This is a genomic window from Streptomyces sp. SCPE 10 (assembly GCF_051980735.1).
GTDB classification, from domain to species: Bacteria; Actinomycetota; Actinomycetes; order Streptomycetales; family Streptomycetaceae; genus Streptomyces; species Streptomyces misionensis.
This window is the reverse complement of the sequence record NZ_CP197069.1, coordinates 6,000,518-6,023,198: the sequence shown is the minus strand read 5'-3', so window position 1 is coordinate 6,023,198 and position 22,681 is coordinate 6,000,518. Positions and strand designations below refer to the sequence as shown.

At 70.9% G+C, this 22,681-nt stretch carries 19 protein-coding genes; 6 read left to right on the top strand and 13 right to left on the bottom strand.

Annotation, left to right across the window (positions count from 1 at the left end):
* Positions 1-31: 31 nt before the first annotated feature.
* From ACSP97_RS27640 to hemE, 4 genes are all read right to left on the bottom strand, one after another.
* A complete protein-coding gene (locus tag ACSP97_RS27640) occupies positions 32-1,240 on the bottom strand; it encodes a low temperature requirement protein A (protein ID WP_440554730.1) in 1,209 nt (402 codons plus the stop codon).
* A gap of 47 nt (positions 1,241-1,287) precedes the next feature.
* Positions 1,288-2,124: an alpha/beta fold hydrolase gene (locus tag ACSP97_RS27635; RefSeq protein WP_355530834.1), complete on the bottom strand. Its 837-nt coding sequence runs from the start codon at positions 2,122-2,124 to the stop codon at positions 1,288-1,290.
* Positions 2,125-2,164: 40 nt separating this feature from the next.
* Positions 2,165-2,500, bottom strand: a complete 336-nt coding sequence (locus tag ACSP97_RS27630) for a GNAT family N-acetyltransferase (protein ID WP_355148413.1) — start codon at positions 2,498-2,500, stop codon at positions 2,165-2,167.
* 241 nt (positions 2,501-2,741) lie between these two features.
* On the bottom strand, positions 2,742-3,809 hold the full coding sequence (gene hemE, locus ACSP97_RS27625; protein ID WP_355148415.1) for a uroporphyrinogen decarboxylase: 1,068 nt from the start codon (positions 3,807-3,809) through the stop codon (positions 2,742-2,744).
* A 110-nt stretch (positions 3,810-3,919) separates the two neighbouring features.
* Between hemE and ACSP97_RS27620 the strand changes: the two genes are divergently transcribed.
* From ACSP97_RS27620 to ACSP97_RS27600, 5 genes are all read left to right on the top strand, one after another.
* A complete protein-coding gene (locus tag ACSP97_RS27620) occupies positions 3,920-4,597 on the top strand; it encodes a DUF3000 domain-containing protein (RefSeq protein WP_355148417.1) in 678 nt (225 codons plus the stop codon).
* 282 nt (positions 4,598-4,879) lie between these two features.
* Entirely contained in the window at positions 4,880-5,539 is a 660-nt protein-coding gene (locus ACSP97_RS27615; protein WP_030777669.1) for a response regulator transcription factor, read from the top strand.
* Positions 5,540-5,692: 153 nt separating this feature from the next.
* Complete coding sequence (locus ACSP97_RS27610) at positions 5,693-6,979, top strand: ribonuclease D (protein ID WP_440554726.1); 1,287 nt, start codon at positions 5,693-5,695, stop codon at positions 6,977-6,979.
* A 214-nt stretch (positions 6,980-7,193) separates the two neighbouring features.
* Positions 7,194-8,411, top strand: a complete 1,218-nt coding sequence (locus tag ACSP97_RS27605; RefSeq protein WP_355148421.1) for a thiolase family protein — start codon at positions 7,194-7,196, stop codon at positions 8,409-8,411.
* On the top strand, positions 8,408-10,537 hold the full coding sequence (locus ACSP97_RS27600) for a 3-hydroxyacyl-CoA dehydrogenase NAD-binding domain-containing protein (RefSeq protein WP_355148423.1): 2,130 nt from the start codon (positions 8,408-8,410) through the stop codon (positions 10,535-10,537). The genes ACSP97_RS27605 and ACSP97_RS27600 overlap by 4 nt, the downstream gene beginning before the upstream one ends.
* 94 nt (positions 10,538-10,631) lie before the next feature.
* Here ACSP97_RS27600 and ACSP97_RS27595 read toward each other — a convergent pair whose 3' ends face one another.
* Entirely contained in the window at positions 10,632-11,648 is a 1,017-nt protein-coding gene (locus tag ACSP97_RS27595; RefSeq protein ID WP_440554723.1) for a hypothetical protein, read from the bottom strand.
* A 56-nt stretch (positions 11,649-11,704) separates the two neighbouring features.
* Here ACSP97_RS27595 and ACSP97_RS27590 point away from each other — a divergent pair, with 56 nt between their 5' ends.
* On the top strand, positions 11,705-12,121 hold the full coding sequence (locus ACSP97_RS27590) for an NTP pyrophosphohydrolase (RefSeq protein WP_355330398.1): 417 nt from the start codon (positions 11,705-11,707) through the stop codon (positions 12,119-12,121).
* A 19-nt stretch (positions 12,122-12,140) separates the two neighbouring features.
* Here ACSP97_RS27590 and ACSP97_RS27585 read toward each other — a convergent pair whose 3' ends face one another.
* From ACSP97_RS27585 to ACSP97_RS27550, 8 genes are all read right to left on the bottom strand, one after another.
* Positions 12,141-13,649: an amino acid permease gene (locus tag ACSP97_RS27585; RefSeq protein WP_355330422.1), complete on the bottom strand. Its 1,509-nt coding sequence runs from the start codon at positions 13,647-13,649 to the stop codon at positions 12,141-12,143.
* A 152-nt stretch (positions 13,650-13,801) separates the two neighbouring features.
* Entirely contained in the window at positions 13,802-15,730 is a 1,929-nt protein-coding gene (dxs, locus tag ACSP97_RS27580) for a 1-deoxy-D-xylulose-5-phosphate synthase (RefSeq protein ID WP_355330400.1), read from the bottom strand.
* A 133-nt stretch (positions 15,731-15,863) separates the two neighbouring features.
* Positions 15,864-17,171 (bottom strand): sugar ABC transporter permease, encoded by a 1,308-nt coding sequence (locus tag ACSP97_RS27575; RefSeq protein ID WP_355148430.1) that lies wholly within the window; start codon positions 17,169-17,171, stop codon positions 15,864-15,866.
* Positions 17,168-17,959 carry an ATP-binding cassette domain-containing protein gene (locus tag ACSP97_RS27570; RefSeq protein WP_180328904.1) on the bottom strand — a complete coding sequence of 264 codons (792 nt, stop codon included), beginning with the start codon at positions 17,957-17,959 and terminating at the stop codon, positions 17,168-17,170. Before ACSP97_RS27570 ends, ACSP97_RS27575 begins: the two co-directional genes overlap by 4 nt.
* Before the next feature lie 198 nt (positions 17,960-18,157).
* The gene (locus ACSP97_RS27565) at positions 18,158-19,255 is read right to left on the bottom strand and encodes a substrate-binding domain-containing protein (protein WP_355148673.1); all 1,098 of its coding nucleotides are present in this window, start codon (positions 19,253-19,255) and stop codon (positions 18,158-18,160) included.
* Between the two features lie 134 nt (positions 19,256-19,389).
* Positions 19,390-20,601: an ROK family transcriptional regulator gene (locus ACSP97_RS27560; RefSeq protein ID WP_355148432.1), complete on the bottom strand. Its 1,212-nt coding sequence runs from the start codon at positions 20,599-20,601 to the stop codon at positions 19,390-19,392.
* Positions 20,602-20,800: 199 nt separating this feature from the next.
* Positions 20,801-21,724, bottom strand: a complete 924-nt coding sequence (locus tag ACSP97_RS27555) for a carbohydrate ABC transporter permease (RefSeq protein WP_355148434.1) — start codon at positions 21,722-21,724, stop codon at positions 20,801-20,803.
* A 4-nt stretch (positions 21,725-21,728) separates the two neighbouring features.
* Positions 21,729-22,655: a carbohydrate ABC transporter permease gene (locus tag ACSP97_RS27550; RefSeq protein ID WP_388314332.1), complete on the bottom strand. Its 927-nt coding sequence runs from the start codon at positions 22,653-22,655 to the stop codon at positions 21,729-21,731.
* Positions 22,656-22,681 lie beyond the last annotated feature (26 nt).

The following is a 22,681-nucleotide window of genomic DNA, read 5'->3' as shown; positions in this document are numbered from 1 at the left end:
GTCCTGGGCACAGCGGGCGCACTCAAGCGCCTCATCGGGTGTCCGACGGGCCACGCGGGCTCCGACCGGCCCGCCCCCTCGGTCTCGGGGTTCCTCGACTCCCCGCCGTGCGCGCCCCCTGCACGGTGACCACGGCGGCGAGCAGCGCCGACAGGGCTCCGGTGGCCAGTGCGGGCACCGGGGAGAAGGCCGACGCGAGGACGAGGACGGCCGTGCCGAGGAAGGGTGCTCCCCGCGCGACGCCCCGGTGGTGGGGCCGCAGGTGCAGCGCCCACACCGTGGTCAGGAAGACGGCCGCCGGTACGGCGACCATGGCGCCCGCGGCCTGCGCGGCGATGCCGGTGCGATGGGTGACCTGGTCGGCCTCGACGGCCAGGCCCGCCCCGACGGCGGCGGCCGACGCGAAGATCAGGTAGTGGCCGTAGGCCCACCGGAACCTTCTGCCGGGCCCCCGGTGGGTGGTGGCGAGCAGGGTGTGGGCGGGCCGGGCGAAGTACAGCCACCACATGGCGAAGACCGTCAGCAGACCGCCCGCCGCCACCGCGCACAGCTGCCAGGTGCCGCGGTGCTCGTCGAAGGCGGTGCGCACGGCGGCCGTGGCGGAGGCGACGGACTCGCCGAGCACGATCAGGGTGAACGACGCGTACCGCTCGGCGATGTGACGCGGATGCCAGGGGGTCGTCCCGGCGGCCTGCGCCCACACCGGGACGCACACCTCCCCCACCACCAGCAGCGCGACACCGGCCGGCCGGACCCCCGCGGGCAGGAGCAGCAGCGCCACCCAGCCGAGCTGGCACGCCACCACCCCGGTGGCGAAGCGCAGCGCCGTCCGGCGCCGCCGCGGGTCCGCCCGAGCGGCGCGCAGCCAGAGCCCGGCCAGCGCGCACCGCATCACCACGTACCCCAGGGTGATCACGCTCAGGTCGTCCCCGTCGAACGCCCGCAGCACCCCGGCCGCGAGGATCAGCGACCCGGTGATCTGGGCGAACACCGTCAACCGGTAGGGGACGTCGTCGTCAGGGTCGTAGGCGGAGGCGAACCAGGTGAGGTTCATCCAGGCCCACCACACGCTGAAGAAGACGATCGCGAAGTGCAGCACCCCCGCCGTGCCGTGCCCCGCGCCCACCGCGGCGCGCAGCCCGGCGGACGCCTGGCTCACGGCGACCGCGAAGCACAGGTCGAAGAGGAGTTCCAGAGAGGTGGCGACCCGGTGCTCCTCCCCGGGGTCCCGGGCCCGCATGAGGCCCGGCCCACGCCACCGCCGCGACGGCGCGCGCCGGACCGGGCTCACTTCTCCAGGAAGGCGAGGAGGGCCGCGTTGACCTCGTCGGCGTGGGTCCACAGCAGGCCGTGCGGGGCGCCCTCGATCTCCAGGTAGTCGGCGGACGGCAGCGCCCGGTGGAACGGCCGCGCGGTGCCGTCGGCGGGCAGGATGCGGTCGGCGGTGCCGTGCACGATCAGGGCCGGCACGTCGATGGCGGGGATGTCGGCCCGGAAGTCGGTGTACCAGGTCGACGGTGCGGCGGCCGCGGCGAAGAAGCCGCCGCCCGCCGCGACGTTCCAGCTGTTGCGGACGGCCTCCTCGCTGATCCGCGTGCCGAGGTTCTCGTCGAGGTTGTAGAAGTCCCGGAAGAAGTCGGTGTAGTACGCGTAGCGGTCCGCCTTCACGGCCGCGACGACGCCGTCGAAGAACTCCTTGGGGGCGACCCCGTCCGGGTTGTCGTCGGTCTGGAGCAGGCAGGGCTCCAGCGAGGCCAGGAAGGCGACCTTGGCCACGCGGGCGGAGCCGTGGGCGGACACGTACCGGGCGACCTCGCCGGTGCCCATGGAGAAGCCGACCAGGACGGCGTCCCGCAGGTCGAGGGTCTCCAGCACGGTGTTCAGGTCGGCCGCGAAGGTGTCGTAGTCGTAACCGGTCGTCGGCCGGCTGGACTGCCCGAAGCCGCGGCGGTCGTAGGTGATCACGCGGTAGCCCGCGTCGAGCAGCACCGCGCTCTGCCGCTCCCAGGAGTTGCCGTCGAGCGGGAAGCCGTGGATGAGGACGACCGGCTGCCCGGTTCCGTGGTCCTCGTAGTAGAGGTCGATCGGGGCGGAGTTCTCCTGGCCCACGGTGATGTACGGCATGGCTGTGTGTTCTTTCTTCGGAAGTGTCTGGCGGGGGCGGTCAGCTCAGGGCCTGGCGGAGCCAGTGCCTGACGTCCGGGGTGACCGGGTCGGCGATGTCGGCGAACTCCTCGTGCTTGCGCAGGAACGACGCCACGTAGGGGCAGACCGGCACGACGCGCTTCCCCGCCTGCCGTACGTCGGTCAGGGCCTGCTCGACCAGGCGGGCGGCGAGGCCCTGTCCGGCGAAGGCGTCGCCGACCTCGGTGTGGTAGAAGACGCGCTGCTCGTCACGGTCCAGGTACTCGGTGAAACCCGCGAGTTCGCCGTCGACCAGGATCTCGTAGCGGTGCTTGTCCTCGACTCGTTCGACGACGGGGGCGGCGGGCGTGGCCATGTCAGGGTGCCTTTCCGGGGATCGGGACGCGTGACGGCCGGGTGCCGGGTGGTCGCCGAGGCGGACCGGACCGCGGGCCCACTCGGCCGCCGACGAGAACGCTAGGATCCCTCGCCCTCCCGGTGTTGCCCGTGCGTGCACCGTGACCGGCTCACCAGCGCACCGACGGCGACAGCGGCCGCCCGAAAACGCGTCCGGCCCCCGGCGGTGCCGGGGGCCGGAGGGTGTTCGCCCTGGTGGGTCAGCGGGCGCTCGCGCCGTGCACGTACTCCACGAGGCGGGTCAGCGCGTCCGGGTCGGTGGTGGGGAGCACACCGTGGCCGAGGTTGAAGACGTGCCCCTCCAGACCGGCGGCGGCGTCCAGCACCTCCTGGGCCTTGGTCTCGACGGCGTCCTTGCCTGCGAACAGCACGGTCGGGTCGAGGTTGCCCTGGAGCGCCTTGCCGGGACCGACGCGGCGCACGGCCTCGTCCAGCGGGACGCGCCAGTCGACACCGACGACGTCCGCGCCGGCCTCGCCCATCAGCCCCAGCAGCTCGCCGGTGCCGACGCCGAAGTGGATGCGCGGCACCCCGTACTCCGCGACCGCGTCGAAGACCTTCGCCGAGGCGGGCAGCACCGAGCGCCGGTAGTCGGCGGGGGCGAGCGCACCGGCCCAGGAGTCGAAGAGCTGCACCGCGGAGGCGCCGGCCTCGATCTGCACCTTGAGGAAGGCGGTCGTGATGTCGGCGAGGCGGTCCAGCAGGTCGGCCCAGAGTTCGGGGTCGCCGTACATCATCGCCTTGGCGTTCTCGTACGTGCGCGACGTGCCGCCCTCGACCAGGTAGCTGGCGAGGGTGAAGGGGGCGCCCGCGAAGCCGATCAGCGGGGTGGACCCCAGCTCGCGGGTGAGCATCCCGACGGCCTCGGTGACGTAGGAGACGTCCTCGGGGGTGAGGTCGCGCAGCCGGGCCAGGTCGGCTCGGGTGCGGATGGGCTGCTCGACGACCGGGCCGACGCCGGGCTTGATGTCCAGGTCGAGGCCGATGGCCTTCAGTGGGACGACGATGTCGCTGTAGTAGATCGCCGCGTCCACGTGGTGCCGCCGCACCGGCTGGAGGGTGATCTCGGTGACCAGCTCGGGCCGCGTGCAGGACTCCAGCATGGGGACTCCCTCGCGCACCTTGCGGTACTCGGGCAGGGAGCGGCCGGCCTGGCGCATGAACCAGACGGGGGTGTGCGGCACGGGCTCGCGCCTGCACGCCTTGAGGAAGGCGCTGTCGTACGTCTGGGTCGGCTGCTTGCCCGCAAGGGCCTCGTTGGCGGTCACGGGAAAAGTTTCGCATGCCGCCGCGGGCGGCCGTGCGCAGGCGGCGAGGAAGCGCACGTCGCGGGGTGTCTTGCCTGCGCAGGGGCCCGGTTCCCCTTACTCTTCCCCGCATGGCTGCGGCTCACGGACGAATGTCGGAAGGCGCTGACGGATTGGGCGACGTGAAGGACACCGAGGAGGCGGACCGGCACTCGGGTGCCGCGGGTCCGCCGGCGTTCCGGGCCGCGGTCGACGCCCTGCGCGCCTGCCGGCTGCGGCCGCAGGTCGAGGTGGAGCCGACCCCCGCGCCGCAGCGGCTCGCGCCGTACGCGTACGCGCTGGAGGCGGTGGTGGTCGACGGCGACCAGGAGCTGGCCGACGGGCGTCTGGTGCTGCTGCACGACCCGGCCGGGCATGACGCGTGGCGGGGCACGTTCCGGCTGGTGACGCTGGTGCGGGCGGAGCTGGAGCCGGAGATGGCGGCCGATCCGCTGCTGCCGGAGGTGTGCTGGTCGTGGCTGACCGGGGCGCTCCAGGCGCGCGGCCTCGGCTACGGCGAGCCCAGCGGTACGGTCACGCGGGCCGGCTCCCACTACTTCGGCGGTCTCGCCGACCGGCCGTCCGCCTCGCAGATCGAGATCCGGGCGTCCTGGACGCCCCGCGAGGGGCTGGGCGGGGTGCCGGACGCGGCGGCCCACCTGGCGTCCTGGTGCGATCTGCTGGCGCAGGTCGGGGGGCTGCCGCCGGCCGGTCCCGGCGACGCCTCGGTGGTGACGCTGCCGCAGCGCAGGGGTCCGCAGTCCCGGTGAGGTGACGGCCGGTTTCGGCCGTCGTCATCCTCTTGGGCGCCTTATTGACCATCTCTTTGTCGATACGGCCACATTGCGCTCTCGAATCGCACCCGCTCGGACCGATTCGATCTTCGGGTGATCGATCGCGTGTCCGAATTGCGCAGATTGTTACTCACTAGATCGTGATCACTCCCTAAAGGCGGACACGTTTGCTGCCGAAGACGACTGTGACCTTGAAAGCACGGTTCGTCCCGGCTTCTTCCCCACAAGCCGGCCCCGTCCCCCCACCCAGGAGGCCTGGTGTCCGTTCTCCTTGAGCAACCCGCAAGCCTGGTCGCCTACCGCCCGAACAAGCCGACCGCCATGGTGGTCGTGGCCGACCCGCGCGTGCGCTCCACCGTCACCCGCCATCTGTGGGCGCTCGGTGTGCGCGACGTCATCGAGGCCTCGTCCATCGCGGAGGCTCGTCCCCGCATCGGCAACCCCCGCGACATCTGCGTCGCCGACGTCCACCTGCCCGACGGCTCCGGCCTGACCCTGCTGTCCGAGACCCGCGCGGCGGGCTGGCCCAACGGGCTCGCCCTCTCCGCCGCCGACGACATCGGCGCGGTCCGCAACGCCCTGGCCGGCGGGGTCAAGGGCTATGTCGTCACCGGCACCCGTACCAATATCGGACTCCCCACCCGGCCCGGCGCCGCTCCCCTCGGCGCCGCCGCCCGCATGCACCGCCGCCCCCCGGGTGCCCCGAGCCACCCGGGCGGCTACCGCGAACTGTCCGGACGCGAGGTCGAGGTGCTGCGACTGGTCGCGGAGGGCCAGTCGAACAAGGCCATCGGCGTCTCCATGGGCCTGTCCGCCCTCACCGTGAAGAGCCACCTCGCCCGTATCGCCCGCAAGCTGGGCACCGGTGACCGGGCCGGCATGGTCGCCGTGGCCCTGCGCACCGGGATCATCCACTGACCGCCGACGATGCCCTTGCCCCCTTCCGGAGAGCGGCCGGTTCACCCGCGTGAACCGGCGGTTTCACCGCCCTGACTGGTTTACGACCCCTCGGCGCCCGTCGACGGAACGTTCCGGCGACGGGCGCTGTCCACGCATGGATACCCTTGACAGGTGACCGACGCCCAAGACACCGCAGCAGACAGCACCCGGCGCAGCAACGGAGAAACGCCTCCCGACGAGCCCGGATCTTCTGTGACGGAGGCGCCGACACCCCTGCTCGAACCCCGCGAGGGCATTCCGCCCGTGATCGCCGACGAGGCCGCGCTCGCCGAGGTGGTCGCCGCCTTCGCCGCCGGCTCGGGCCCCGTGGCCGTGGACGCCGAGCGCGCCTCCGGCTACCGCTACGGACAGCGCGCCTATCTGGTGCAGCTGCGCCGCGAGGGCGCCGGCACCGCGCTGATCGACCCCGTCGCCTGCCCCGACCTCTCCGCCCTCGGCGAGGCGCTGTCCGGCGTCGAGTGGGTGCTGCACGCCGCCACCCAGGACCTGCCCTGTCTGCGCGAGATAGGCATGGTGCCGACCCGGCTGTTCGACACCGAGCTGGCCGGCCGGCTCGCCGGGTTCCCCCGGGTGGGCCTCGGCGCCATGGTGGAGAACGTCCTCGGCTTCGTCCTGGAGAAGGGCCACTCCGCGGTCGACTGGTCCACCCGCCCGCTGCCCGAGCCCTGGCTGCGCTACGCCGCGCTGGACGTGGAACTCCTGGTGGACCTGCGCGACGCCCTGGAGAAGGAGCTGGACCGGCAGGGCAAGCTGGAGTGGGCCCTCCAGGAGTTCGACGCCATCGCGAGCGCCCCGCCCGCCGAGCCCCGCAAGGAACCCTGGCGCCGCACCTCCGGGATGCACAAGGTACGGCGCCGCCGGCAGCTGGCCGTCGTGCGGGAGCTGTGGGAGACGCGGGACCGCATCGCCCAGCGGCGCGACGTGTCGCCGGGCAAGGTGCTGCCGGACACCGCGATCGTGGAGGCGGCGCTGGCCCTGCCGGGCAATGTGCACGCCCTCGCCGCGCTGAACGGGTTCGGGCACCGCACCGGGCGCCGGCAGCTGGAGCAGTGGCAGGCCGCCGTGGACCGGGCCAAGGCGCTGCCGGAGGCGGAGCTGCCGCAGCCGGGCCAGCCGGTGACGGGCCCGCCGCCGCCCAGGGCGTGGGCCGACAAGGACCCCTCGGCCGCAGCCCGCCTGTCCGCCGCGCGGGCCGCCGTGACCTCGCTGGCCGAGCAGCTCTCCATGCCCCAGGAGAACCTGATCTCCCCGGACACGGTCCGCCGCCTGTGCTGGCAGCCGCCGGGCGTGGTCGACGCCGCCACCGTCTCGGCCGCGCTGTCCGGCTACGGCGCGCGTCCGTGGCAGGTCGAGCTGGTGACACCCGTGCTGGTCGCGGCGCTGACGAAGGACGCCTGATCGCCGCAGGAGCGAAGGACGCACCACGACGGCCCGAGCACGCTCCGGCGGGGGCGCGCCCGGGCCGTCGAGATCACGCCAACCTGCCGACCGCGGTACTTACCGTGGTGTGACCTTCACCGCTGGCCCCGCCGGGACTGTGCAGCTACATTACTCGCAAGTAGCATGGGCTTAAGCAAGCGCTCAGCGTCCCGCACCATGGAGGAGAGCCATCGTGCCTCGTACCGTCAGGGACGTCGTCTTCGTCGACGGCGTCCGCACCCCGTTCGGCAAGGCGGGCCCGAAGGGCATCTACCACGAGACTCGCGCCGACGACCTCGTCGTGAAGGCGATCCGGGAGCTGCTGCGCCGCAACCCCGGCCTGGACCCCAAGCAGATCGACGAGGTCGCCATCGCCGCGACCACCCAGATCGGCGACCAGGGCCTCACCCTCGGCCGTACCGCCGGGATCCTCGCCGGTCTGCCGCAGTCCGTGCCGGGCTACTCCATCGACCGGATGTGCGCCGGCGCGCTGACCGCCGTGACGACCACCGCCGGTTCGATCGCGTTCGGCGCCTACGACGCCGTCATCGCCGGTGGCGTCGAGCACATGGGCCGCCACCCGATGGGCGAGGGCGTGGACCCGAACCCGCGGTTCGTGAGCGAGAAGCTGGTGGACGAGTCGGCCCTGTTCATGGGCATGACCGCGGAGAACCTGCACGACCGCTACCCGAGCATCACCAAGCAGCGCGCCGACGAGTACGCGGTGCGCTCGCAGGAGAAGGCCGCCAAGGCGTACGCCAACGGCAAGATCCAGCAGGACCTGGTGCCGATCTCGGTGCGCCGCACCAGCCCCGAGGGCGGCGAGACCGGCTGGGGTCTGGTGACCGCCGACGAGCCGATGCGCCCGGGCACCACCCTGGAGAACCTGGCGGGCCTGAAGACGCCGTTCCGGGTGCACGGCCGGGTCACCGCGGGCAACGCGGCCGGTCTGAACGACGGCGCCACCGCGTCGATCATCGCGTCCGAGGACTTCGCCCGCGAGCACGGCCTGCCGGTCAAGATGCGCCTCGTCTCCTACGCCTTCGCGGGCGTGGAGCCGGAGGTCATGGGCTACGGCCCGATCCCGGCCACCGAGAAGGCCCTCGCCAAGGCGGGCCTGTCCATCTCGGACATCGGCCTGTTCGAGATCAACGAGGCCTTCGCCGTCCAGGTCCTGGCCTTCCTGGAGCACTACGGCATCGCGGACGACGACGCGCGCGTCAACCAGTACGGCGGCGCCATCGCGTTCGGCCACCCGCTGGCCTCCTCCGGCGTCCGTCTGATGACGCAGCTGGCCCGCCAGTTCGAGGAGCAGCCGAACGTCCGCTACGGCCTGACCACCATGTGCGTCGGCTTCGGCATGGGCGCGACGGTCATCTGGGAGAACCCGCACTTCGAGGGGGACAAGTGAGCACCACCGCCGAGCTTCTGAAGCAGGCCTCGGACCTGTTCCCCGACGAGGTCGTCACCAGCGCGCACGTACGCCACTTCGAGCTGCCCTTCGGCGCCGGCCGGTTCGCGCTGATCACCCTCGACAACGGCCTGGACCACACCAAGCCCACCACCTTCGGCCCGGCCTCGCTCGCGAACCTCAACACCGCGATCGACCAGGTGGAGAAGGAGGCGGCCGACGGTGAGATCGTCGGCATCGGCATCACCGGCAAGCCGTTCATCTTCGCCGTCGGCGCCGACCTCAAGGGCGTCGAGCTGCTGAAGGAGCACGAGCACGCGCTCGCCATCGGCAAGGGCGGCCACGAGGTCTTCAAGCGCCTGTCCGGGCTCGCCGTGCCGACCTTCGCCTACTACAACGGCGCGGCCATGGGCGGCGGCGTCGAGGTCGGCCTGCACTGCACCTACCGGACCGTCTCCAAGGCGCTCCCCGCGTTCTCGCTGCCCGAGGTCTTCCTCGGCCTGGTCCCCGGCTGGGGCGGCTGCACCCTGCTGCCGAACCTGATCGGCGCCGACAAGGCCGTCTCGGTCATCATCGAGAACTCGCTGAACCAGAACAAGCAGCTCAAGGGCAAGCAGGTCTTCGAACTCGGCATCGCCGACGCGCTGTTCGAGGGCGCCGACTTCCTGGAGCAGTCGCTGATCTGGACCGCCAAGGTCCTCAAGGGCGACGTCGAGGTCGAGCGCCCCGAGGTCGACCGCGGCGAGGCCTGGGACCAGGCCGTGGCAAAGGGCCGCTTCATCGCGGACTCCAAGGTGCACGGCGCGGCCCCGGCCGCCTACCGCGCCCTGGACATCATCGAGGCCGCCAAGAACGGCGACCTCCAGCAGGGCTTCGACGCCGAGGACCAGGCGCTCGCCGACCTGATCATGGGCGGCGAACTGCGCGCCGGCATCTACGCGTTCAACCTGGTGCAGAAGCGCGGCAAGCGGCCTGCGGGCGCCCCGGACAAGAACCTGGCCCGCCCGGTCACCAAGGTGGGCGTCGTCGGCGCCGGTCTGATGGCCAGCCAGCTCGCGCTGCTCTTCCTGCGCCGCCTGGAGGTGCCGGTCGTGCTGACCGACATCGACCAGGAGCGCGTCGACAAGGGTGTGGGCTACGTCCACGCCGAGATCGACAAGCTGCTCGGCAAGGGCCGGATCAACCAGGACAAGGCCAACCGCCTCAAGGCGCTGGTCACCGGTGTCCTGGACAAGGCCGAGGGCTTCGCGGACGCGGACTTCGTCATCGAGGCCGTGTTCGAGGAGATGAGCGTCAAGCAGAAGGTGTTCGCGGAGGTCGAGGCGGTCGCCCCGGCGCACGCGATCCTCGCGACCAACACATCCTCGCTGTCGGTGTCGGAGATGGCGTCGAAGCTCCAGCACCCCGAGCGGGTCGTGGGCTTCCACTTCTTCAACCCGGTCGCGATCCTGCCGCTGCTGGAGATCGTCCGCGGCGAGCAGACCGACGACGCCTCCCTGGCCACCGCCTTCGCGGTCGCCAAGAAGCTGAAGAAGACCGCGGTGCTGGTCAAGGACGCCCCGGCGTTCGTCGTCAACCGCATCCTGACCCGCTTCATGGGCGAGATCCAGAACGTCATCGACGAGGGCACCCCGGTCGCCGTCGCCGAGAAGGCGGTCGAGCCGCTGGGCCTGCCGATGTCCCCGCTGGTCCTGCTGGAGCTGGTCGGCCCGGCGATCGGTCTGCACGTCTCGGAGACCCTCAACCGGGCCTTCCCGGACCGCTTCACGGTGTCCCCGAACCTCAAGGCCGTGGTCGAGGCGGGCAAGCGCGGCTTCTACGTCTACGACAGCGGCAAGCCGGAGCTGGACCCCGAGGTCGCCGCGCTGCTGAAGCAGGGCGACTCCGTGCTGACCGAGGAGCAGGTGCGCACGCGCGTCCTGGACGCGGTCGCGCAGGAGATCGGGCTCATGCTCGACGAGGGCGTCGTCGCCGAGGCCCAGGACATCGACCTGTGCCTGATCACGGGCGCCGGCTGGCCCTTCCACCTGGGCGGCATCACGCCGTACCTGGACCGTGAGGGCGTCTCGGAGCGCGTGAACGGAAGGAAGTTCCTGGCCCCTGGCGTGGCCAGCGTCCCGGCGTAACACCGGAAGGCGGCAGGAAGGGCCCCCGCGGCGGCGGGGGCCCTTTCGCTTGCCCGGCGGAAGCCCTTGGGGCCGCCCCGGCCGTGGTACGGGCTCAGACGGCCCGCCAGGCCTCCAGCGCCAGCCCCGGTTCGTCCTTGCGCCGGGTCAGCAGGAGCGTGCCGGTCGACGGGGACAGCGTGGCGGCCACCACCCGGCCGTCGGCGTCCGTGCCGAGGCTCACCCGGGCGTCCACGGTGAGCTGCGGGCCGGACTCGGTCCACCAGGCGCCCGCGGACTCCAGTTCGGTCGGATAGGCCGCGAAGGCGACCCGGCCGCTCGCCGAACGCTGGGCGAGCAGCGTGCAGTCGTGGCCGTCGAGCTCGCAGCGGACGGCGGCGACCGGGCCGTGCCCGGCGGACGGCAGCAGGGCGACCGGCTCGCCGCCCGGGCGCCAGGCCCACAGCTCGCCCCCGGTACCGGTGTAGTAGAGCGTGGTGCTCGCGGGCGAGGTGGCGAGGGCGTACAGCGTCCCCGGGCGGACCGGCGCCTTGAGCGACTGGACGAGGACCGGGCGGGCGCCGGGCTCCTCCTGACGCCAGTACAGCAGGCCCTCGGGGACGGCCGCGTACAGTTCGACCCTGCCGGACTCCCCCGTCACCGCGGCGAGCCCGTCCTGGACGTCCTTGCCCTGGATGTCCTGCCAGGGCTCCCAGCCGCCCTTCTCCTTCTGCGCGAGCATGCTCACGCCGCCGCCCTTGTTGCGCACGAAGACATGGGCGCGGCCCTCGGCGTCCACGGCGACGGCGGGCGTACCGGTGCGGTCGCCCTTCTTGTTCGGGTGCCCGACCGGGTTCCAGTCCAGGGCCGCGAGCCGGGCGCGGAAGTGCGTGGAGTGCACCAGCCCCGCCTCGCCCTGGACGGTGGGCCGCCAGGCCACCAGATGGGCGTAACCGTCGGTGCCCTGACCGACGGCCAGGACGGGGAGCAGCTTCTGCTCTCCCCCGACCTTGCGCGCCTCGTCCCAGGGCCCGCCGGGCGCGCGCTCCGCGCGGCACAGGACGGCGTCGCCGGACGACTGGTAAACACTGAGCCGGCCGTCTCGGCCACGAAGAAGCCAGTCACCGTTCACCCGGTCACTTTAAGCCGCGGCGGACCGGCACCGGGCGAGGGGGCACCATGGCAGGTATGACGAACCCCTCGGACACCCCCGACGACCCGGACGCCGCGGCCCCGGCCCCGCCCCTGCTGATCGTCGACGGCGCGAACGTCGTCGGGTCCGTGCCCGACGGCTGGTGGCGGGACCGGCGCGGGGCGGCCGAGCGGCTGCGGGACCGGCTGGTGGCGTACGCGCGGGCCGGTACGGCGGAGCTGGCGGGACCCGTCGAGGTGGTGCTGGTGGTGGAGGGGGCCGCCCGCGGGGTGGCCTCGGTGCCCGGGGTGCGGGTGGTGGCGGCGCCCGGCAGCGGGGACGACCGGATCGTGGAGCTGGTGGCCGAGGGTGCGGGCCGTACCTGTCTGGTCGTCACGGCCGATCGGGAGCTGCGGCGGCGGGTGAGCGCGCTGGGCGCGCGGGTGGCCGGTCCGCGTACGGTGCGCGGCTGAACCGGCCCGTGCGGGCCGCTCACGGCGCCGGCGGCGCGGGCTCCGGTTCCTGCCGGCCGCGCTCGGCGAGGCGGCTGTGGGTACGGCCGTAGAGGAAGTAGACGACGAAGCCGACCACCATCCAGATGGCGAACCGCAGCCAGGTCTCGGCGGGCAGATTGAGCATCAGCCAGAGCGTCGCCAGCACGGACACGACGGGCACGAACGGGACCCACGGGGTGCGGAAGGCGCGGGGCAGGTCGGGGCGCGTCCTGCGCAGGATGATCACGCTGATCGCGACGACCACGAAGGCGAACAGGGTGCCGATGTTGACCAGTTCGGCCAGTTCGCTGAGGCTGGTGAAGCCGGCGACGATCGCGATGACCACGCCGAGCAGGATGGTCGGCCGGTGCGGGGTGCGGAACCGGGGGTGGACCCGGGAGAAGAAGCGCGGCAGCAGCCCGTCGCGGCTCATCGCGAAGAACACCCGGGTCTGCCCGAGCAGCAGGATCAGGCACACCGTGGTCAGGCCGACGGCGGCGCCGAAGCTGATCACGCCCGCGTACCAGGGGTGGCCGATGGCCTTGAAGGCGTCGGCGAGCGGGGCGTCCACGGACAGCCGGGTGTACTTCTGCATGCCGGTGACGACGACGGAGACGGCCACGTAGAGCAGGGTGCAGATGAGGAGGGAGCCGAGGATGCCACGCGGCACGTCCCGTTGGGGGTTGCGGGTCTCCTCGGCGGCGGTGGCCACGATGTCGAAGCCGATGAAGGCGAAGAACACCACGGAGGCCGCGGTGAAGATGCCCATCACGCCGAAGTCGGCGGGCGCCCAGCCGAACATCAGCTGCACCAGTGGGGCCTTGAGGCTGCCGCCGGCCGGCACCGGCTGGGCCGGCGGGATGAACGGGCGGTAGTTGTCGGTGTTGACGAAGAAGGCACCGGCGATGATCACGACGAGCACCACGGCCACTTTGATCGCGACGACCAGCGAGGTGATCCGGGCCGAAAGCTTCATGCCGAGGACGAGGATGGCGGTGAGCACCAGCACCAGGATCGCGGCGAGGATGTCGAAGCCGAAGCCGTGGGCGCCGTCCCGGCCGGAGAGGTACGCGGGCAGGTGCCAGCCCGCGTTGTCGAGCAGCGAGCGGATGTAGCCGGACCAGCCGACGGCGACCACCGCGGTACCGAGCGCGAACTCCAGGACCAGGTCCCAGCCGATGATCCAGGCGGGCAGCTCGCCCAGGGAGGCGTAACTGAAGGTGTAGGCCGAGCCCGCCACCGGGACCGTGGAGGCGAACTCCGCGTAGCACAGGGCGGCGAGGGCGCAGACCACGCCGGCCGCGACGAAGGCGAGGGCGACCGCGGGACCGGCGTTGTTCTTGGCGACCTGTCCGGTCAGCACGAAGATACCGGTACCGATGATGACACCGACGCCGAAAACGGTCAGATCGAGCGCGGAGAGCGATTTCTTGAGCGCGTGCTCCGGTTCTTCCGTGTCCCGGATCGACTGCTCGACGTTCTTCGTCCGGAAGAGCGAGCTGCTCACCTTGCTGCCTCCCACGCTTGTCGTCCTCGACCTGGCTCGACACGATCGAGAGGACCGGGACGCGAGTGCCCCGTGACAGGCAGGCTTACGCACCCGAGCCGGTTCCGCCACCGCAAGGAGGGGCGGAACCGGCCCGGCCGGGAGCGCTCGTCCTAGTCGCGCGCGGGTTCCACGGAGTCCACCGTCTGCGCCGTACGGTCGAACCGGCCGTCGAGCTTGGCGACCAGACCGGTGACCTGGCGGGCGATGTCGGGCGCGGTCAGCCCGATCTCGGTGAGCACCTCGGCACGCGAGGCGTGGTCGAGGAAGCGCGGCGGGATGCCGAAGTCGCGCAGCGGCACGTCCACGCCCGCGTCGCGCAGCGCCTGGGCGATGGTCGAGCCGACGCCGCCGACACGGCTGTTGTCCTCGACGGTGACGACGACCCGGTGCCGCTCGGCCAGCGGGGCCATCGCCTCGTCCACCGGCTTGACCCAGCGCGGGTCGACGACCGTGGTGGAGATGCCCTGCCGGTCGAGCAGGCCGGCGATCTCCAGGCACATCGGGGCGAGGGCGCCCACCGAGACCAGCAGCACGTCCGGGCGGTCGGTGCCCGCCTCGCGCAGCACGTCCATGCCGCCGACCTTGCCCACGGCGGGCACGGCGGGGCCGACGGCGCCCTTGGAGAAGCGGACCACGGTCGGCGCGTCCTCGACGGCGACCGCCTCGCGCAGCTGGGCCCGCACCTGGTCGGCGTCGCGCGGCGCGGCCATCCGCAGACCGGGCACGACCTGAAGGATCGACATGTCCCACATGCCGTTGTGCGAGGCGCCGTCGGTGCCGGTGACCCCGGCCCGGTCCAGGACGAAGGTGACGCCGCACTTGTGCAGAGCCACGTCCATCAGGACCTGGTCGAAGGCGCGGTTGAGGAAGGTGGCGTAGACGGCGAAGACGGGGTGCACCCCGGCGTGGGCGAGGCCGGCGGCGGAGACGGCGCCGTGCTGCTCCGCGATGCCGACGTCGTACACCCGGTCGGGGAAGCGCTTGGCGAACTTGTCGAGGCCGACCGGCTGGAGCATGGCCGCGGTGATGGCGACCAGGTCCTCGCGCTCCTCGCCGAGCTTCACCATCTCCTCGCCGAACACGGAGGTCCAGTCGGCGCCGGAGGCGGCGATCGGCAGGCCGGTGTCCGGGTGGATCTTGCCGACGGCGTGGAAGCGGTCGGCCTCGTCCTGGAGGGCGGGCTGGTAGCCGCGGCCCTTCTCGGTGAGGCAGTGCACGATGACCGGTCCGCCGAACCGCTTGGCGCGGGCCAGCGCGGACTCCAGCGCCTCGATGTCGTGGCCGTCGATCGGGCCGACGTACTTCAGGCCCAGGTCCTCGAACATGCCCTGCGGGGCGATGAAGTCCTTCAGGCCCTTCTTGGCGCCGTGCAGCGTCTCGTAGAGCTGCCTGCCGACGACGGGGGTCTTCTCCAGCACCTCGCGGGTGCGGGCGAGGAAGCGCTCGTAGCCGTCGGTGGTGCGCAGGGTGGCCAGGTGGTTGGCGAGGCCGCCGATGGTGGGGGCGTACGACCGCTCGTTGTCGTTGACAACGATGACGAGGGGGCGGTCCTTGGCGGCGGCGATGTTGTTGAGCGCCTCCCAGGCCATGCCGCCGGTGAGCGCGCCGTCACCGATGACGGCGGCGACGTGGCTGTCCCGCTTCATCAGCTGGTTGGCCTTGGCGATGCCGTCGGCCCAGCCGAGCACCGTGGAGGCGTGGCTGTTCTCGATGACGTCGTGCTCGGACTCGGCCTGCGCGGGGTAGCCGGACAGGCCGCCCTTCATCTTCAGCCGGGAGAAGTCCTGCCGGCCGGTGAGCAGCTTGTGCACGTAGGACTGGTGACCTGTGTCCCACAGCACCTTGTCCTTGGGGGATTCGAAGACCCGGTGCAGGGCGATGGTGAGTTCGACCACGCCCAGGTTGGGGCCGAGGTGTCCGCCGGTCTTGGACACGGCGTCGACGAGGAAGGTGCGGATCTCCCCTGCCAGCTGGTCCAGCTCCTCCAGGCTGAGCCGGTCCAGATCGCGCGGTCCCCTGATGCGGGTCAGCAGCGGCACCCGTGCCTCCTTGCAATAGAGCTGATCGAGCTTCCCGGGCTCGCCAGAGTCTAACTTTCCGGTAGCGCCCGGCATGAACGTGCCCGGCACCTTTGCGGGTGCCGGGCACGTGGGTCCGCCGGAACGGGGGGTGTTACGCCCGCCCTGCGGTCTTCTGCGTCTTACGGGTGATCGCGTCGATCACGACGGTCGCGAGCAGCACACCACCGGTGATCATGTACTGCACCGGCGACGCGATGCCCTCGAGCGCGAGGCCGTACTGGATCGAGACGATCACCAGCACACCGAGCAGCGCGTTCCAGGTGCGGCCGCGGCCGCCGAAGAGCGAGGTGCCACCGATGACCGCCGCCGCGATCGCGTTCATCAGCAGGTCACCGCTGCCGGCGCCCTGGTTGGCCGCGGCGATCTTGGAGGCCAGCATCAGACCGCCGATGGCCGCGAAGGTGCCGGAGATCGCGAAGACCGAGATGCGCACCATGTTGACGTTGATACCGGCGCGCCGGGACGCCTCGACGCTGCCGCCGAGCGCGAACACCTTGCGGCCGTAGGCGGTGCGGCGCAGCACGAAGTCCGTGATCACCAGCATCGCGAGGAAGATCACGACGGCCAGCGGCAGGCCCTTGTACTGGTTGTAGACGGCCGCGGCGGCGAAGGACACGACCGCGAGCAGCACCGTGCGCAGGATCGTCTCGCTCAGCGGCCGCGAGGGCACCCCGGCCGCCTCCCGGCGCCGGTTGCCCAGGAAGGAGGTGAGGAAGAACAGCACGGTGGCGACGAGGGCGAGCCCGTAGGCGGCGGCGACGTCGGAGAAGTAGTAGCTGGTCAGCTTGGCGACCAGGCCCTCGCTGTCCAGGTTGATGGTGCCGCTGTCGCCCAGGATCTGGAGCATGAAGCCGTTCCAGAAGAGCAGACCGGCCAGGGTGACGGCGAACGCCGGGACACCGATCTTCGCGAAGAAGAAGCCGTGCAGCGCGCCCGCGACGGTGCCCACCAGGATGGACAGCACCAGGGCGAGCCAGGCGGACATGCCGTGGGTGACCGTCAGCACCGCGTAGGAGGCGCCCGCGACACCGGAGACCGAGCCGACCGAGAGGTCGATCTCGCCGAGCAGCAGGACGAACACGATGCCGACGGCGATCATGCCCGTGCCGACCATGTCGACGGAGATGTCGGAGAGGTTGCCCGCGGTGAGGAAGTTGGAGTTCAGGCTCTGGAAGATGATCCAGATGACCGCGAGGCCGATGATGACCGGGACCGAGCCGAGGTCACCGGCCTTCATCTTCCGCTTGAACTCGGTGACGTAGCCCGCGAAGCCCTGCTCGCGCACGAGCAGGCGGGGGTCCACGGCGGTGACGGTGCCGGCCGCCGCCTCGGGGTTCTCCACGACGGCGTCCTGGGGAGCGTGGTCCTCGGGAGGCGTGGAGGTCTTGTCCAGGCTCACTTCTGGACCTCCTTGGTGCTACGGGCCGCACGCCGGGTGACGGCGTTGTCGGTGGCGCCGGTGATGGCGGAGATGATCTCTTCCTGCGAGGTCGAGGCGACCTCGAACACGCCGTTGTTGCGGCCGAGCCGGAGCACCGCCACCTTGTCGGCGACGGCCTTGACGTCGGCCATGTTGTGGCTGATGAGGATGACGGCGTGGCCGCGTTCGCGCAGCCGCTCCACCAGGTCGAGCACCTGTGCGGTCTGCTCGACGCCGAGGGCCGCGGTGGGCTCGTCCAGGATGACCAGCTTGGGCTCGCCGAGCATGGAGCGGGCGATGGCCACCACCTGGCGCTGACCGCCGGAGAGCGAGGCGATCGGGATGCGGACGCTGGGGATGCGGATCGACAGCTGGTCGAGCAGCGCACGCGAGCGGCGCTCCATCTCGACCTCGTCCAGGACGCCGTACTTGCGCAGCTCCCGCCCGAGGTAGAGGTTGCCGACGACATCGATGTTGTCGCACAGCGCGAGGTCCTGGTAGACCGTCGCGATGCCCAGCGACTGGGCGTCGTTGGGCCGGTTGACCTGAACGGCACGGCCTTCCCATTCGATGACGCCCTCGTCGATGGGATGCACGCCGGCGATCGTCTTGACCAGCGTGGACTTTCCGGCGCCGTTGTCGCCCACCAGGGCGACCACCTCACCGGCGTGGACCTCAAGCTCTACGTCGGTGAGCGCCTGGACGGCACCGAACCGCTTGGAGACCCCGCGCAACGCCAGCACGGGCGTAGCGGACACGTGAACCATCTCCTTCGCCGCCTGACCCGGCGGGAGGTTGTGCAGAAAAAGTTTGGGGGGTTCCGTCCGGCGCCCCGCGCCGAGCTTGCGGGGCTGTATGTGTCGCGGAGCGCCGGAGGACAGTGGGACGCCCTCTCCCCTCACGAAGGGGACACCCCAGGGGTTACGGGAGTGAACTCCCCGAGGACGAAGGCGTGTTGCGGCGGCTTACTTGAGGCCGATCTTGTCGCAGGCGGCCTTGTACTGCGCGGTGCAGATGTCGGCGACCGTGTAGATGCCGTCCTTGACGACGGTGTCCTTGATGTTGTCCTTGGTCAGCGAGGTGACCGGGAGGATGACGGTCGGCACCTGCTTGGTGGTCGGGCTGTCGACCTTGTCCTTGGCGATGGAGTCGAGCGACTTGCCCTGGGCGAGGGCCACGGCCATCTCGGCGGCCGCGTCGGCCTCCGGGGCGTAGGGCTTGTAGACGCTCATGTACTGGTCGCCGGAGACGATGCGCTGGACACCCGCGAGTTCCGCGTCCTGGCCGGTGACCGGGACGGAGATGCCGGCCGCCTTGAGGGCGGTGATGATACCGCCGGCCATGCCGTCGTTGGCGGAGTACACGCCGACGATGTTCTTCTTGCCGAGGGCGGAGATCGCCGCCTGCATATTGGAGTTGGCGTTCTCCGGCTTCCAGTCCTTGGTGTCGTACTCCTTGCCGACGTTCACCTTGCCGTCGAGCACCTCGTGGGCGCCCTTCTTGAACTGCGCGGCGTTCGGGTCGGTGATGGAGCCGTTCATCATCACGATCTTGCCGGACTTCGCCTTGGAGCCCAGGGCCTTCAGCAGGGCCTCGCCCTGGGTCTTGCCGACGGTCTCGTTGTCGAACGAGGTGTAGGCGCTGATCGGGCCCTGCGCGAGACGGTCGTAGGCGACGACGGGGATGCCCGCGTCCTTGGCCTTCTGCACCGAGCTCTTGATGGCGGCCGTGTCCACGGCGTCCACGATGAGCACGTCCACCTTGTTGGTGATCATCGTGTCGACCTGCTGGTTCTGCGTGCTCGCGTCCTGCTTGGCGTTGGCGTAGACCACCTGGGCCTTGCCGTTCGTCAGCTCCTTGACCTTCTTCTCGATCAAGGGGCGGTCGAACTTCTCGTAACGGGCGGTCTGGTTCTCCGGCAGGAGCAGACCAACCTTGATGGCATCGCCCTTCTTGGCGCTGTCGGTGGTCTTGGTCCCGCCCCCCGACTCCTTGGCGCTGCCACAGGCGGCGAGCGAGACGGCCATGGCACCAGCGGCAACGGCGAAGGCCGCACGACGCATACGCGTGTTCACTTCTCAAAACCTCCCTGACGAGGCCGCGTCGTTGCGGCCGAGGTGGCTGGAAGTCAACTCGGCCACACGTGCGACGTCAAGAAGTAAATCCTTAACGAGATGGCAACGGTGCCATCCGTTCTCTAAGTGAAGGCAGGGGTGGCGGCGGTCGGGGCTCCGGTGACGGAACCGTCCAGAAGGGCCGAATCGCCCATCTCGCTCAGAGCCAGGGCGAGCGCGCCCAGCACCTCGGCACGGCCGCCAAGTGCCCCGGGAAGTACGGACAGTTGGCGGGCCGCGCTGGGGATGGCGTAGCGGCTGACGGACTCTCGGATGGGCCCGAGGACCAGCTCGCCGGCCTCGGCGAGATCACCGCCGAGGACCACCCGGCTGGGATTGAGCAGATTGCAGAGGTTGGCCACGCCGCTGCCGATGTGCCGGCCGACGTCGGCGACCACCCGGCGGCATCCCGGGTCGCCCTCCCTGGCGAGCCGTACGACGCCCTCCATGGTCAGGTCCGGCCCGTGGCTCGGCTGGAGCAGCGGGAGCACGTAGCGGGCGGCGGCGAAGGTCTCCAGGCAGCCGCGGTTGCCGCAGCGGCAGACCGGGCCGGACTCGTCGAGGGTGATGTGCCCGATCTCGCCCGCGGTGCCGCCGGGACCGCGGTAGATCTTGCCGTCGATCACCAGGCCGGCGCCGACGCCGCTGGCGACCTTGATGTAGGCGAGGTCGCGCACGCCCTTGCCGCTGCCCCAGACCAGCTCGCCGAGGGCGCCGAGGTTGGCGTCGTTGTCCACGTGCACCGGCACGCCGAGGCGTTCGCGCAGCTCCTCGGCGGGCCTGGTGCCGCCCCAGCCGGGCAGGATCGCGGTGGAGCCGAGGGTGCCGGACTCCAGGTCGATCGGGCCGGGCACGCCGAGGCCCACCCCGGCGACCTTGGACCGGTCGACGCCGGTGGCCGCGATCAGCCGGCTGACCAGCTCCTCGGCCCGGTCGAAGCCCTGCGCGGCGGAGGCGTCCACGTCCAGCGGCTCGGCCTCCTCCGCCAGCACCTGGTGGGCGAGGTTGCCGACGGCGACCCTCAGGTGCATATGGCCGAAGTCGACCCCGATCACGATGCCCGCGTCCCCGCTGAGGCTGACGCTGCGGGCCCGGCGCCCGCCCGCCGAGGTGGGCGTGACCTCGACCGTCCCGCCGTCCTTCAGCTCCCGCACGATGTTGGAGACCGTGGCGGCGGACAGGCCCGTCGTCCGTGCGATCTCCGCCTGCGTGAGCGACCCGGCCAGCCGGACGGCCCGTACCACCCGCTCCAGGTTGGCTCGGTGCAGTGACGACTGCGACCCTGGAGTCTCCACGACGACCTCCTGAGCGCGGGGCCGCTTCGGCGAGGCCCCGGGTATGTCCAACTAGTGAACTCTAAGCTGAGCCGTTCGGGGCGACTCACGTCAAGAGGTTGAGCCGGATCCGGGTCCGCACACGGCGGCGCACGCCGCCCGGATTCCGGAACGGCGTGCGCTCGGCCGATCACTCCTGGTCATCCCACCCGGTGAGGTGCTACTTGAGCGCCCCCGCGGTGAGTCCCTGGACCACCTGCCGCTGGAAGACGATGTATGCCCCGAGCACCGGCAGCATGGCCATCACCAGGCCCGCGAACAGGCCCGACCAGTCACCCTTGTAGCCCTGGCTGACCGCCAGTTGGACGAGGCCCTGGGTGAGCACCTTCTTGTCCGGGTCGGTGTTGAGGACCGTGGGCAGCATGTACTGGTTCCACTGGCCCAGGAAGTTGAAGATGCCCACGCTGATCAGACCGGGCTTGGCCATGGGCAGCATGATCTGGAAGAACGTACGCGAGTGCGAAGCCCCGTCCACGAACGCCGCCTCCGCCACCGAGGTGGGCAGGGTGCGGAAGAACGCCGTGAGGAAGAAGACGGTGAACGGCAGCGAATACGCGATGTAGACCAGGATCAGCCCGTGGATGGTGTTCAGCAGGCCCATGTTGTTCACGACGTAGAACAGCGGGACCAGCGCCAGCATGATCGGGAAGCTCATGCCGCCGATGAACAGGTAGTAGATGAAGCGGTTGCCCGGGAAGTCGAAGCGGGCGAGGACGTAGGCCGCCATGGAGCCGAGCACCAGGGTGCCGACGAGCGAACCGCCGACCACCAGAACGGTGTTGAGGAAGTAGCCGCTCATGTTGGCGTCGGTCCAGGCCCGCGCCCAGTTCTCGAAGTGCAGCCGGTCCGGCAGCGCCCAGGGCGAGCCGAAGATGGAGCTGTCGTTCTTGAAGGACGTCATCACCGCCCACAGCAGCGGCATGACCACCATGATCGCCCAGATGATCAGCACGCCGTGCGAGAAGACGTTGAGGACGCCGCCCTCGCGCTTGTGCGGGGCGGGCCCCGGGGCCGGGGCCCGGGTCTTGGCGACGCTCGCGCCGGGCTCGGCCGGCGGCGGGGCGGGGGTCTCGGTCGTCTTCATCGCTTCAGAACTCCAGCCGCTCGCGACGGCCCAGCCGCATCACGATCGCCGCGAACGCGAGCGTGACGACCAGCAGGGCGACGCCGATGGTGGTGGCGTAGGCGGCCTGACCGTCCCGGAACGCCTTCTGGTACACGTACAGGACCAGCACCGTGGTCGAGTAGTCGGGCCCGCCCGGCCCGGTCGTCATGATCTGTACGACCGCGAACGACTCGGCGCCCAGCGCGAGGATGCCCATGTAGACCCAGCCGGACTGCACGGTGTCCCACAGCAGCGGCAGGGTGATGCGGAAGAAGGTGGTGAAGCGGCTGGCGCCGTCGATCAGCGCCGCCTCGTACAGCTCGGCCGGGATGGAGGCCATGCCCGCCGAGAACAGGACCACGAAGAAGCCGACCGTGGACCAGACGAGCACCGCCATCACACACCACAGGGCGAGGTTCGGGTCGCCCAGCCACAGCGGCTGGACGTGGTCGAGGCCGATGCCGCGCAGGATCGAGTTCACCGCCCCGCTGTCCGGGTTGTACGCGAACTGGAACAGCAGCGCCACGATCGCGATGGACAGCACCTGCGGGAAGAAATAGACGATCTTGTAGAAGGAGGAGCCCCGGACCCCCCTGATCGCGGGGCCGCCCCTTCTGCGCCGCCCGCCCACATTGATCATGAAGGCGAAGAACAGCGCCAGGCTGATCGTGACGACCGGCAGCACCAGGGCGAACAGCAGGCTGTGCTGCAACGACTTCCAGAAGATGTCGTCATGCAGCATCCGCTGGTAATTGTCGAGACCGACCATCTTGAATTCGGGGCTCAGGCCGGTCCAGTCCGTGAACGAGTAATAGATGGACTGGACGAACGGCCACACCACGAAGAGCGCGTACAGTCCCAGGGGCACTGCCAGAAACCCCACGATGAACCGGTACTTGCCGTGCTGCATCGCCACTCCGGTGCGTTCGGGGGTGC

What these genes read in the sequence shown, in the direction of transcription:
- ACSP97_RS27640 (WP_440554730.1), bottom strand. Translation starts at nt 1,240, where the DNA reads ATGCGGGCCCGGGACCCCGGGGAGGAGCACCGGGTCGCCACCTCTCTG.
- ACSP97_RS27635 (WP_355530834.1), bottom strand. Translation starts at nt 2,124, where the DNA reads ATGCCGTACATCACCGTGGGCCAGGAGAACTCCGCCCCGATCGACCTC.
- ACSP97_RS27630 (WP_355148413.1), bottom strand. Translation starts at nt 2,500, where the DNA reads ATGGCCACGCCCGCCGCCCCCGTCGTCGAACGAGTCGAGGACAAGCAC.
- ACSP97_RS27620 (WP_355148417.1), top strand. Translation starts at nt 3,920, where the DNA reads ATGGCTGCGGCTCACGGACGAATGTCGGAAGGCGCTGACGGATTGGGC.
- ACSP97_RS27590 (WP_355330398.1), top strand. Translation starts at nt 11,705, where the DNA reads ATGACGAACCCCTCGGACACCCCCGACGACCCGGACGCCGCGGCCCCG.
- ACSP97_RS27570 (WP_180328904.1), bottom strand. Translation starts at nt 17,959, where the DNA reads ATGGTTCACGTGTCCGCTACGCCCGTGCTGGCGTTGCGCGGGGTCTCC.
- ACSP97_RS27565 (WP_355148673.1), bottom strand. Translation starts at nt 19,255, where the DNA reads ATGCGTCGTGCGGCCTTCGCCGTTGCCGCTGGTGCCATGGCCGTCTCG.
- ACSP97_RS27555 (WP_355148434.1), bottom strand. Translation starts at nt 21,724, where the DNA reads ATGAAGACGACCGAGACCCCCGCCCCGCCGCCGGCCGAGCCCGGCGCG.
- ACSP97_RS27550 (WP_388314332.1), bottom strand. Translation starts at nt 22,655, where the DNA reads ATGCAGCACGGCAAGTACCGGTTCATCGTGGGGTTTCTGGCAGTGCCC.